Source organism: Bacillus sp. B25(2016b) (assembly GCF_001679765.1).
Taxonomy (GTDB): Bacteria; Bacillota; Bacilli; order Bacillales; family Bacillaceae_G; genus Bacillus_A; species Bacillus_A thuringiensis_K.
In genome coordinates this window covers 5038862-5052385 of sequence record NZ_CP016285.1, presented here as the reverse complement: position 1 = coordinate 5052385, position 13524 = coordinate 5038862, and the positions used below count along the sequence as shown (strand labels likewise).

Genomic DNA, 13524 nt, shown 5'->3' with positions numbered 1-13524 from the left:
TTGACGTTCTGTTATGTAAACGCTTACTTATTCGTTTACATCCTATACAATAAAGGTACCAAATCGAAAGAGGTGGCCAAAATGAGTACGAAAAAAGTATATAGTTTCTTATCACAAGCATTCATATTCTCAGCTATTATGTTAATTTCTAATATTATTGCAACACATTTACCAATTCCAATGCCTTCATCGGTAATCGGGTTAGTTATTTTATTTAGTCTATTATGTTTAAAAGTTATTAAATTGGAGCAAGTTGAATCACTTGGAACAGCTTTAACAGGTATTATTGGATTCTTATTCGTCCCATCAGGTATTTCAGTTATTAATTCTCTTGGTGTAATGGGGCAGTACTTTGTACAAATTTTAACTGTAATTGTTGTCGCAACAGTTATTTTACTCGCTGTAACAGGATTATTTGCACAATTCATTTTAGGAAAAGATGAGAAAGAAACAGAAGATACAAAAGAATTGAAAGTAGTAAATAAAGGACGCAAGCACGGAAAGGTTGCGTAACCACTACATTTATATATTGTTAGGAGGTAATAAACATGGCAAGCACAATGACTCCATATTTCGGAATCGTCGTTTCATTAATCGCATACGGGATCGGAACATTATTATTCAAGCATTCAAAAGGATTCTTTTTATTTACACCATTATTCGTAGCGATGGTATTAGGGATTGTCTTTCTAAAGGTAGGTAACTTTACTTTTGAAGAATATAATACTGGCGGAAAAATGATTAGTTTCTTCTTAGAACCAGCAACAATTGCATTCGCTATCCCACTATATAAACAAGTAGATAAGTTAAAAAAATATTGGTGGCAAATCTTATCGGCTATCGTGGTTGGATCTATTTGCTCAGTAATTGTCGTGTTCATTGTTGCAAAAGCAATCGGTTTAGATACAGCAGTAATGAATTCAATGTTACCACAAGCAGCAACAACAGCAATTGCGTTACCAATTTCAGAAAGTATTGGTGGTATTCCAGCAATTACATCTTTTGCAGTTATTTTTAACGCAGTTATCGTATACGCATTAGGGGCATTATTCTTAAAAACATTTAGAGTGAAACATCCGATTGCAAAAGGTTTAGCACTTGGAACAGCGGGTCATGCATTAGGAGTTGCGGTAGGAATTGAAATGGGTGAGGTAGAGGCAGCAATGGCAAGTATTGCTGTAACGGTAGTTGGGGTTGTAACAGTAGTTGTCATCCCAATGTTCATACCATTCATTGGATAGTAAAACTTACTTAAAAAACAAGAAAAGCAAGCTATTTGTAGGACAGATTTCTACTGATAGCTTGCTTTTTATGTTACAGTAGTGGTAAGACCTATTTAAAAAAATGTAAGTTTCCTTAAATCTTCATTAATACTATGTAGAATAAGTTTTGAATTAGGTCATTGTATTGTAAAATAAGAAGTAAGCTACTATATACCTGTTAAGGTAGGCATATAATGAGTTTATAAAAATCTTAATATGAATGAATAATTAAAAGTAGAAAAGAGAGAGAAATCTACTTAGTAACGTTTTAGTTTATAGGACAGGAGAGAGTATTCGTCGATTATGCAAATAAAAAACCTGTTTCAAAGTAAAGGATTTCAGAGGTTACTCGTATTAGTAATACTTGCTCTCGTGTTATACGGGCTGCAAAGTATGTTGAATTTAATATTAATTACGTTTATTCTCACGTATTTAATGGATCGATTCCAAAAGTTTATTTCCCGCAAATTAGATCATTTCATGCCTATTAATCGAAAAATTATTATAGCATTTCTATATGTAATGTTAATTGGTGGAATTGCTATTACGCTATTTAAATATTTACCAGTATTGACGATACAAATTTCACAACTGATTTACCAATTCAATGTATTTTTAAGAAACCCACCAGATAGTGAACTAATTAAGTATGCAGTTAATGCTGTCAATCATATGGAGCTTTCTAAATATGTAGGACAAGGCGTAGACATTTTGTATAAATCGATTACGAATGTTGGTAAATTTGGCCTTCAAGTTTTACTTTCTTTAATTTTGAGTTTGTTTTTCTTATTAGAAAAATCTCGTATTGTTGGTTTTACTGCAAAGTTTAAAGAAAGCAGGCTTGCAATTTTCTATACTGAAATTGAGTACTTCGGAAAGAAATTTGCACGTTCATTTGGAAAGGTAATCGAAGCACAATTTTTAATTGCTGTTGTTAACTGTGTTCTTTCAGTTATCGCATTATGGATATTAGGATTCCCGCAATTATTAGGTTTAGCATTAATGATTTTCTTGCTTGGATTAATTCCAGTAGCGGGGGTTATCATTTCGTTATTCCCACTTTGTATGATTGCTTACAATATTGGCGGTATTATGTACGTTGTTTATATTTTAGTTATCGTAACAGTGATTCATGCGCTTGAAAGTTACGTATTAAATCCGAAGTTTATGTCGCAAAAAACAAATTTACCGATTTTCTATACTTTTATGGTATTAATTTTCTCAGAGCACTTCTTAGGTGTATGGGGACTGATTATCGGTATTCCAATCTTCATTTTCTTACTAGATGTTTTAGACGTGACAAGTGATGAAATGGAGAAGGATGTTGGAAAAAATAAAGTGAAGTAAGAAAAAGCATCGATGTTCGATGCTTTTTCTTTTATAACATGATGTTCCTTATGCCATACTGTAAGAAGAACATAGAATAGGGGTGAAAGAATGGCTGTAAATGAAAAGGTAGAGTTAGCTACATTTGCTGGAGGGTGCTTCTGGTGTATGGTTTCGCCATTTGAAGAGATGGAAGGGATTATAAAGGTTGTTTCTGGCTATACAGGTGGTCATAAAGAGAATCCAACGTATAAAGAAGTATGTTCAGAAACGACGGGACATTATGAGGCAGTACAAATTACATTTGATGCAAATAAAATGCCGTATGAGGAATTGTTAAATATATATTGGAGACAAATTGATCCGACCGATATTGGTGGACAATTCCACGACCGCGGACAGTCTTATGAAACGGTGATTTTTTATCATAATGAAGAACAACATAAAAAAGCAGAGGCCTCAAAAGAAGAGCTTGAGCAGAGTGGACGCTTTTCAAAACCAATTGCGACAAAAATACTACCAGCAGCTACATTTTATCCAGCTGAAGAATATCACCAAGGATACCATAAGAAAAACACATTCCGCTATGAGTTATATCGTAAAGGCTCAGGACGAGATGCTTTTATTAAGCAACATTGGCCAAAGGATAATGCTCATTTAAAAGAAAAACTCAATGAGATGCAGTATTATGTAACACAGGAAAATGGTACAGAACCACCATTTCGAAATGAGTATTGGAACCATAAAGAGGAAGGTCTTTATGTAGACATCGTTTCAGGTGAGCCGTTGTTTACTTCTCTAGATAAATTTGATAGTGGATGTGGATGGCCTAGTTTTACAAAACCAGTGATGTCAGCTAGTGTGAAAGAAAAGATGGATGTGAGTCATAATATGACACGTACAGAAGTGAGAAGTAAAGAAGGAGATTCACATCTTGGGCACGTATTTCCAGATGGTCCAGGACCAAATGGCCTTCGTTACTGTATTAATTCCGCAGCTCTTCGATTTATTCCGAAAGAGGAATTAGAGAAAGAAGGCTATGGCGATTTCCTAATCTTGTTTGGAAATAAAAAATAACCCGCAGTTAGCGAGGTTATTTTTTTGTTATTTTGTTTTTTTCTTTTTAAATTTGCTTAATACTTCATAAACGATTGGAACAATAAGAAGTGTTAATAACGTTGAACTTGTTAATCCACCAATTACCGTTACGCCAAGTCCTTTAGAAATTAAGCCACTACCTTCAAATCCTAATGCAAGCGGGATAAGAGCACCGATTGTTGCAATTGCAGTCATTAAAATTGGACGAAGGCGTGTTGCACCAGCTTCTAATAAAGCTTCACGTGTTGATAGTCCTTCATTTTCCTTATGAATAACGCGGTCGATAAGCACGATTGCGTTTGTTACAACGATACCGATTAACATAAGCGCACCAATCATTGCAGATACACTTAATGTTTCACCAGAGATTAATAAGGCAACAAGAGCCCCAATAATTGTAAATGGTAGCGAGAATAAAATTGCGAATGGTGCTAGGGCACCACCAAATGTAACGACAAGAACGAAGTATACAATGGCAATCGCAGCTAACATCGCTAGGCCAAGTTGCTTGAATGATTCTTGAATATCTTTAGTAACACCGCCCATAGAAACATCTACACCAGAAGGAAGATCCATTTTATCTACTTCTTTTTGTACTGCAGCAGATGCTTTTGAAACGTCATCAGATGTTAATTTGGCACTAACCTCTGCATAAACACGTCCATCTCGGTGTGTTACTGTATTCGATGTTTCACCTTCTTTTACAGTCATAACATCTTTCACAGCTACTTCATTACCAAGTGGTGTTGTAATTTTGCGATTTGTTAAGTCATCGATTGTTTCATAATTTTGTTTTTCAGCTTCTACATATACATTGATATCTTTACCGTCTTTTTTAATTGTTGTCAGAACAGGGCGATCATGTTGATTAGAAAGTCCCATTCCAATTTGAGCAGCCGTTAAGCCCATTTTACTCAGCTTTTCTTGATCTGCGACTAAAGTGTACTCTGCATATGTTTTTGCAATACTAGAATCTATATCTTTTAAGTCTTTATTTTTCTTCATGATATTTTGAATATCTTTTACGACAGGCTTAATGTCTTCTGAGCTATCTCCATAAACGTATAGTTTAATTTCGTTACTACCGCCACTTGCTCCGAAGTCTTGGTTTTTCCATTCGCCTTTGCCAGACATCTTCTGTAAATCTTTAACGACTTGTTCTTTCTCTTTTTCAAAGTTTTTCGTGTCGTTATCATATTGCACGAAGAACATTGCTTGGTTTGATTGACCAGGACTCATTGGATTCTCTCCACCTAATGAGAACTGAATTGTTTTGACGTCTTTATTATCTTGGAAGTGCTTCTCAGCTTTTGTTGCAATTTTTTCAACGTCTTCTAACGTTTGACCTGGTTCAGGATTATATGTTGCAATAATCATTTTTTCTTCTTCAGAAGGTAAGAAACTTACACCGATAACTGGTACAAGTGCAAGACTACCAACTAATAGAAGGACAGCGATACTTGATGTAATAATTTTGTGATTTAAAGCCCATGCAAGTATGCGTTTATACCCATTTGCTAATTTACTTGGTTTTTCTTCATGATGTACTTCTTTTTCCCTCATGCTCTCTTTCTTAAATAAGGAATGAGCTAGCATCGGTACGATTGTAACTGCTACTAGTAATGATGCTAATAAAGCGAAGACGATAGTTAAGGCGAATGGTAAGAACATTTCACCAATCATACCTTTTACTAGTCCAAGCGGTAAAAATACAGCAATTGTTACAATGGTAGAAGACATAATCGGGATAAACATTTCTTTCGTAGCTTCACGAATTAAATCTTTTCCACGTAATTTCTCTTCTGATAACGACATACGTCGGTAAATATTTTCAATAACAACAATTGAGTCATCGACAACGCGGCCTATAGCAACGGTCATTGCTCCAAGTGTCATAATGTTAAGCGTAATATCCATTTGCTTTATGACTAAAACAGCAATTAATAAAGAAAGTGGTATTGAAACGACAGAAATTAACGTTGTTCGAATATTTCTTAGGAACAGCATAATAATAACAATCGCAAAGATAGCACCGAAAATTGCTTTGCTCAGCATTGTTTCAACTGATTTTTCAATAGGTGCACCTTGGTCGAATGTTGAAATGATCTCTAAATCTTTATATTTTTTCTCAAGATCTTTTACTTTATCTTTTACTGCATTTACAACATCAACTGTATTTGCATCAGAGGCCTTCACAATTTGAATTCCAATTGCTTCTTTTCCATTTGTTCGAGAAATAGATTCTGCTTTCCCAACTTCTTTAATGTCAGCAATTTCGTCTAATGTAACTGTTGGAATCCCGTTCATAGCAGCTGGATTCATTTGCGGCGTTTGTGCACCAGCGCCAGCATTTTGACTACCTTGACCGTTAGGTGAGGAAGGTATAGCTGGGATTTTAAGTTCTTTTAACGCTTTAATCGTTGTAATATTGCCATCTACAACAACTGATTTTTCCGTGTCTTTAAATGTGTATAAGCCAAGTGGTAAAGATACATCCGATCCCTTAATCACATTTTTTACGGTATCTTCACTTAGTCCTAGTTCTTTCATTTTATCTTTCTTGAAGACAAGCTGTACTTCATCTACTTGTTGGCCAGCAATTTGAACAGATGCAACACCATCAAGTCCTTTTAATCCTGGTACAACATTTTTTTCTACATTTTCAGTTAAGGTAGCTAAAGATTCATTCTTACTTGCCACGCTTAACGAAATAACTGGAAAGGCATTGAAGTTTACTCGTGAAACTTTAGGATCTTTAACACCTTCTGGGAGTTTTACATTTGTGAGAGCTTCTTTAATTTCTGTTTCAGCTTTTTCCATATTTTTATCAAAATCGTATTCTACTTGAATAGAAGATGCGTTTTGAAAAGATGATGAACTCACAACGTTAACACCGCTTAAATTTTGTAGTTGTTCTTCCATCGGCTTTGAAACTTTATCAGCTACTTCTTCTGGTGTAGCACCAGGATAGACCGTAGTTACTGTCACAATCGGTGTTGTAATATCAGGGATTGTTTCCAGCTTCATATTGAGTCCAGAGTAGATCCCCGCAATAGTAACAATAATGGTTAGTAGCCAAACTGCGAACTTATTTTTTAACGAGAAATTGATGATTTTGTTCATGTTTGCGCTCCCTTTTTATTATATTGACCAACTGGTCAGTCTAATACATAATATAACTGACCGTTCGGTCAATCGTCAATAAAAAGAGATGGTATAATACATTTATAATAAGATGCGAGATTAAATTTAGGAGAGAAGATATGAAAGAAAAAGAGCGTTTAATTATAGAATCGGCTATGAAGTTATTTGCTACTAAGGGTGTAAATGCGACATCAGTGCAGGAAATTGTGACAGCTAGTGGTATATCTAAGGGAGCTTTTTACTTATATTTTAAATCGAAAGATGAGCTTTTATTAGCGACACTTCGATATTATTATGACAAAATCCAAAAGAAAATGCTGGATATTGAACAAGAGTCTTTATTACCACGTGAAAAATTTGCAAAACAATTACATTGTCAGTTTAATGATATACAAAAGCATAAAGAATTTATTATTATGCATGCGAGAGAAAATGCGATTCCGTTTAATAAAGAAGTAGAAGAATTTATGATGCGGATGAAGTTAGAGTCTCATGCATTTTATCGGAATAGTTTATTGTCCATTTATGGTGAAAAGGTTATGCCATATTTATTGGATTTAGTAATTATGGTAGAAGGCATATGCCGTGGGTATTTAGAATTAATTATTTTACAAGCACCAGAAATCGATTTATCGTATGTCGCTGCTTTTATTTTAAAAAGAGTAGATCATTTAGTAGATGGCTTAGTAGAATCTTCGGAAGAACCTATTTTACATGAAGAAAAGCTTGGAGAATTTCTTTGTAAATCCGAGCTCATTAAGGAACAAGTTAAAGAGCATTTTTTAAAAGAAATTATTGTATTTAAGCGTAATTTAGCTGATCAATTAGAGGATGATGAGTTGTTAGTAACGTTAGATGTTTTAGAGGCTGAAATACGATTGCTTAATCCAAGAATTCCGGTAATTAGAGGTATGTTAGCAAACTTAGAGGCGTATCCGGAATTAAAAGAATTTCAATTACGCCTTATAGGATACTACAATATAAAAAATTCTTAATAAAAATAAGTAAAAAACTCCTTGTCTACACAAGGAGTTTTTTCTTAAAGACTACTTACTGTTTTGAGACCATTCTTCAACATCCCAAACTTTTGTGATCCAATCTTCATAGAAGTCCGGTTCGTGACATACAAGGAGAATTGTTCCTTTATATGCTTTCATAGCCTTCTTAAGTTCCGCTTTTGCTGTAACATCAAGATGGTTTGTCGGCTCATCAAATAATAGCCAGTTACTTTCCTCACCCATTAGCTTACATAAACGAACTTTTGCTTGTTCTCCACCACTTAATTGACTTAATGGGCGAGAAATATGTTCATTTTTTAATCCGCATTTTGCTAACATTGCACGAATTTGATGCTGGTCTAAACCAGGGAATGTATTCCATACATCATCAATTGGTGTTATATTATCAGCTTTAACTTCCTGTTCAAAGTATGCAGGCTCTAAGAAGTCACCAAGGCTTGTTTTACCGCTTAAAGGTTTAATTTTACCTAAGATTGTTTTTAGTAACGTTGATTTACCAACACCGTTACATCCAACAATAGCAATTTTTTCACCACGTTCAATCGTCATTGATAGCTTTGGTAGTAGAGGATGCGTATATCCGATTTCTACATTTTCACCTTCAAAGACGAAGCGGCTACTTGCGCGACTTTCTTTAAATGAGAATTCAGGTTTAATCGCTGTTTCTGGGCGATCAATAAGTTCCATGCGATCAAGTTGTTTTTGACGACTCTTTGCACGACCTGTCGTTGAATAACGAGCCTTGTTCTTTGCAATGAAGTCTTCTTGTTTTTTGATAAACTCACGCTGCTTTTCATAAGCGTTTATATGTTGATTTTTATTGATTTCTGCTAGTTCTAGGAATTTTTCATATGTCGCTGTATAGCGTGTCATTTTTGTGAATTCTAGATGGAAAATAACATCAACACATTTGTTCATAAATTCCGTATCATGAGAAATCAATAAGAATGCATGTGGGTATTCTTTTAAATAATTTGTTAACCAATGAATATGTTCAACGTCTAAATAGTTAGTAGGTTCATCAAGCAATAACACTTCTGGCTGTTCAAGTAATAGCTTTGCAAGCAATACCTTTGTACGTTGTCCACCACTTAGTGCTGAAACATCACGATCTAAACCAATTGCATCAATTCCAAGACCACGTGCAGCCTCTTCAATTTTCATATCTAGTAAGTAGAAACCACCTGCTTCAAGTGCATCTTGTATTTCTGCCATTTGCTCAAGAAGTTCTTCTAGTTCTTCTGGTGTAGCAGTTCCCATTTTTTCTGTAACTTCATTTAAAGCTTTTTCCTTTTCGAATAACGGTAAAAATGCATCCGCTAGTACGTCACGGATTGTACGCCCAGGTGTTAAAACAGTATGCTGATCTAAGTAGCCGTAATGTGTGCCCGGTGTCCATTCTACACGACCTTGGTCATGAATAAGCTGACCAGTAATGATATTCATGAATGTTGATTTACCAACACCGTTTGCACCAACTAATCCAACGTGCTCACCTGCTAATAATCGCATAGATACATCTTTAAATAATGTACGATCGCCAAATGTATGTCCTAATTTTTCAACTGTTAATAAGCTCATAGTATCCTCCGTCCAACTTGAAATAGTACCTTGAATCATGATACTAAATTCTTTCATATAATGCCATCATTTCAAAATGTATATTTTTTCAAAAGAAGTGTTTGTAAATGTTAGTATATAAAAAAGTTACTTCTACCTACAGAAGTAACTTTTTGGTTATGCCTTTTGTTTAACTTCACTAACTTTCTTTTCAGCTACAATAAAATGCGGTCTACGTTTTGTTTCATAATAAATACGACCAATATATTCACCAATAACACCGAGGAATATGAGTTGAATACCACCAATAAATAGTATAGCGGAAATGAGAGTAAAATAACCAGGAACTTCCACACCACCAAGGATGATTTGAACGAACGTAGTGATTACGTATAAAAGTCCTAAAATGGTTGTTAGTAATCCAAGATATATAGATAGACGTAACGGTTTATTATTGAATGAAATTACACCATCAATTCCGTAATTTAATAATTTTGAGAAGGTCCATTTACTTTCTCCTTCAGAACGTAATACATTTTCATATTCAATGATTAATTCGTTATAACCGATCCAAGAGAATAAACCCTTTGAAAATCTGTTGTATTCACTTAAAGACACTAAAGAATCCACTGCTCTTCGACTTAAAAGTCTAAAGTCACCAATACCATCTACTAATTCAATATCTACAAACTTATTCATTACCTTATAGTAAAGACGAGAGATGAAAGAGCGAACGGGTGAATCACCAGTTCTTGTCCTTTTTGCAATGACTTGGTCGTAGCCTTCGTTATATCCTTCTAACAGTTCTTTTATTAACGTAGGAGGGTGTTGTAAGTCAGCATCCATAATAACAATTGCATCGCCTGTAGCATATTTTAAACCTGCTAACATTGCTGCTTCTTTTCCGAAGTTTCGACTAAATGATATATAATGTACCGATGAATCTGAACTAGCTAAATCACGTAAAATATTTAATGTATCATCTTTACTACCATCATTAACAAAAACAAATTCATAATCGGTAGTTAATTTATGAATTTCAAGAGAAGTCTCTGAATAAAAGGCTCGAAGCACCTTTTCTTCATTGTAGCATGGTACAACGATTGAAAGAGTCATTTTTGACACTCCTTGTTTGTAGTAGGTTAAAACAATGTTATGCGTTTTTATATGAAGCTATCCAATTTGATAGCTTCATGATTCATTGATTGCTCATTATTGCTTTTTAAAAGAAAATTTCCGTCGTGTTTTTGGATTTGTGAAAATTAGTAAAGCTACACAAATAATTAGTGAGATGATTGATATAATCATACCTAATTTGAAGTAAGGTGTAACGTAAGTCATTTCGATTACATGTGAGCCTTTTGTAATGGGAACACCGATAAAGGCAGAATTTGCTTTCGTAAATTCTTTTTCTTTTCCATCAACTTTTATAGTCCAACCTTTACTATATGGAACAGATAAATATAGGAGCCCGTCTTTATTTGAGTTGATATCCCCTTTTAAATAATTGTTCTTATAATAAATATTTTCAAGCCTATTTTCAGTTAATTTTTTTGTTTCTTTTTGTACACTTTCATAGTTTACGATATTTGCTTGTAAGTCACCTAATTCATACTCACCTGCCATATCAATAGAGATAGTTAGGTTTTCTGGACGATCATTGCCTAAATTGTAAACAAATCTTTCTAACGGATACGAGTATGCACCAGCATCGTCACCTTTTCCTATTGTTTTTCCATTAACAGTTGCATTGAATGTACCTGTATTTTTCAATTTTAATTCTATCAGTAGATCACCAGGCGTATTAGGATAATTGATAGGTACAATCATATTTCCAAAGCCATGAACAATTAGTTTTTTTCCTTCTTTTTCCATGTTTTCGAATTTTGCTTTTTCCGTTTTAATAGATACTGCCTTTGATTTAAGGTCTTGTTTATTAAAATGATTTAATGAAAATTCTTTTGTATTATTAACGACAACAGCATGTAATAATAATTGATCACGCTGAGCGAAGTTTAATTTAGAAAACTCTTCTTCACTTATAGCCGAATCATATACATATCCTAACGGTAAGGAATAGTCATTTTTGTAAATATTATATGGTCCTACTTGCTGTAATAGTTTATATCCATAAGGTACATTCTTTGGATCTGTATCAGCACTTAATACGCGATATTTTATACCAAGCATATTTTCAAGTAGTAGTCGACTGTCAGTTTGATAAAACATTGAAGGTGTATCGTACATTTGGAATACGCCATATTTATTTTTCATAAAGTCATGGACATAATAATTAACCAAGCTTTGATACGTACTTACGCCATGATATCCTTGTAGCATTGGTGTGTTATATTCGCTATATGGATTAAGAATACGATAAAAGTCTTTATCATTTTCTTGTATGTAGCGAATTGCAGCAATTTCTTCGCTATTATCATAGCCTGGTTCGTGTAACTTTTCAGTTGAAATTTGACTCTGTCCGTAAACGGTGCTAAGTATATTATTCGCATACATATAATTCATAGAAATTGTGCTAACGAGTACGTTCAATACAACTAAAAATTGTATGAAGGGTTTAGAAATATAACGCCATAGACATACTGTAATAACAGAAAGAACGACAGTTCCGAGTAAAATGTTATCAACGTCTTGTAAAGGTTTATCAGTTACATTTATATTTATTTTTCTATAAAATGCATAAATGAATAATCCAATAGACACTAATAAACTTATTAAATAAGGTAATTTGTAGTCTTTCTTATGAATAATCATCCAATCTAGAATGTATGCAATTGTTTGGGAAATTACAAATACAAATAAATAAAACCATCTAGATTGCATTGCTGAAAAACCATTAAACACAGAATATGTATATGGAAGCATAAACAGAATAAACATGAATAACGTAAAGAATACTTTATTTTTAATGAGTTTATCACGTATAAACATTCCAAATACGATTAAGAATAAAATTAAAGCTGGTAAAGCTAATTGATGATTTTCAGCATTATACATGAAGAAAATATTTTCCATTAAATCTTTATAAAATTTATCTTCAAATAATAATGGTATCTCAAACTTTTTTGATAATCGATCAGCGCTAAATACGGCATTAACTGATGGGAGGAAGCAAACGGCGGCTAAACCGAGTGATAATCCATACAATAAACCGATTCTAATATAATAAGTTAGAAAAGAGACAATCGTTTTATTTTGTTGTGTCGCAAAGTATTGGAATAATGCATAAATGAATATGAAAATACTTGTGATAAAAGCAAAATAAAAGTTTGATGCTAACATTAAAGTGGCAGCAATTAGGAAAAGTCCGCGCTTCTTTTCGATAATATATTTATCAAGCCCCCATATTACTAATGGTAAAAATACAATAGCATCAGCCATGAAATCCCATAGTAAAGAGTGGCGGATGAAAGTAATACAGCCACCATATATAATAGCAGCAACAAAAGATGAGAATGCTGTTTTATTATGGTAACGTAAAGAACCATACATGAATACCATAGCTAAAAAGTTTTTTAAAATACTCATGTATAATTTCACGTCATATACTTGCTCAAGACTTAGTTTAGGTAGTAACAGTGTAATCCAGAAAAATGGTGATGTGCTGTAATAATAACTAAACTCTCCAAATAAATCTCCACCTAACCCATAATCAAAGGACCAAAAAAGGTTGCCATCTTTAAAGGCATGTTGTAGAAGAAACGTAAAGAAGCCAAATTGACGTAACGCATCCCCTGTACCAGAAAAGGCTTGATTAGATGTTAAAAAGAAATAATGAAAAGCAAAAGCGCACAATAATAATATTGGCATAATTATCATTGTTTTCTTGGAAAAGAATTTATTATTCGGCTTTATGCTCATAAAAATTGATAATCCTCCTTTGAAAGTCGTTACATGTAACAACTAGTTTTTAGGTAGCATATAAAAACACACCAATTTTTAAAGGTGTGTTCTTTAGTTTTAACATGAGAAAATATATATTTTTGTTGAAGCATATATATTTTTACAAGCGTTGGAGTTCATAGTTTACATGTAATTTAGTATAAGGCATTCTCAGAAAGTAAGTCAATTTGAGCTGGAATATATAGCATTTTTTT

General features: G+C 33.6%; 9 protein-coding genes and 1 pseudogene. 6 read left to right on the top strand and 4 right to left on the bottom strand.

From position 1 onward, the window contains the following. Nucleotides 1–81 precede the first annotated feature (81 nt). The 5 genes and pseudogenes from lrgA (at nt 82) to msrB (ending at nt 3665) form a co-directional block, all read left to right on the top strand. Nucleotides 82–513, top strand: a complete 432-nt coding sequence (lrgA, locus tag BAQ53_RS25825; protein ID WP_000104901.1) for an antiholin-like murein hydrolase modulator LrgA — start codon at nt 82–84, stop codon at nt 511–513. 35 nt (nt 514–548) lie between these two features. Further along, nucleotides 549–1241 (top strand): antiholin-like protein LrgB, encoded by a 693-nt coding sequence (gene lrgB / locus BAQ53_RS25820; RefSeq protein ID WP_000168868.1) that lies wholly within the window; start codon nt 549–551, stop codon nt 1239–1241. 324 nt (nt 1242–1565) lie between these two features. Further along, nucleotides 1566–2609, top strand: a complete 1044-nt coding sequence (locus BAQ53_RS25815; protein WP_001166010.1) for an AI-2E family transporter — start codon at nt 1566–1568, stop codon at nt 2607–2609. A gap of 90 nt (nt 2610–2699) precedes the next feature. Further along, nucleotides 2700–3167, top strand: a pseudogene (gene msrA / locus BAQ53_RS26345) (peptide-methionine (S)-S-oxide reductase MsrA); the annotation flags it as partial. Between the two features lie 45 nt (nt 3168–3212). Next, a complete protein-coding gene (msrB, locus tag BAQ53_RS26340; RefSeq protein ID WP_224201069.1) occupies nt 3213–3665 on the top strand; it encodes a peptide-methionine (R)-S-oxide reductase MsrB in 453 nt (150 codons plus the stop codon). Between the two features lie 27 nt (nt 3666–3692). Here msrB and BAQ53_RS25805 read toward each other — a convergent pair whose 3' ends face one another. Further along, the gene (locus tag BAQ53_RS25805) at nt 3693–6809 is read right to left on the bottom strand and encodes an efflux RND transporter permease subunit (RefSeq protein ID WP_001033494.1); all 3117 of its coding nucleotides are present in this window, start codon (nt 6807–6809) and stop codon (nt 3693–3695) included. Between the two features lie 140 nt (nt 6810–6949). Here BAQ53_RS25805 and BAQ53_RS25800 point away from each other — a divergent pair, with 140 nt between their 5' ends. Further along, a complete protein-coding gene (locus BAQ53_RS25800) occupies nt 6950–7825 on the top strand; it encodes a TetR/AcrR family transcriptional regulator (RefSeq protein ID WP_000659647.1) in 876 nt (291 codons plus the stop codon). A gap of 51 nt (nt 7826–7876) precedes the next feature. Here the strand turns inward: BAQ53_RS25800 and BAQ53_RS25795 are convergent, their stop codons facing one another. From BAQ53_RS25795 to BAQ53_RS25785, 3 genes are all read right to left on the bottom strand, one after another. Beyond that, entirely contained in the window at nt 7877–9430 is a 1554-nt protein-coding gene (locus tag BAQ53_RS25795) for an ABC-F family ATP-binding cassette domain-containing protein (protein ID WP_000055410.1), read from the bottom strand. A 156-nt stretch (nt 9431–9586) separates the two neighbouring features. Continuing rightward, entirely contained in the window at nt 9587–10525 is a 939-nt protein-coding gene (locus BAQ53_RS25790) for a glycosyltransferase family 2 protein (protein WP_000175830.1), read from the bottom strand. Between the two features lie 96 nt (nt 10526–10621). Then, nucleotides 10622–13288, bottom strand: a complete 2667-nt coding sequence (locus BAQ53_RS25785; RefSeq protein ID WP_000023709.1) for a YfhO family protein — start codon at nt 13286–13288, stop codon at nt 10622–10624. Nucleotides 13289–13524: the final 236 nt, after the last annotated feature.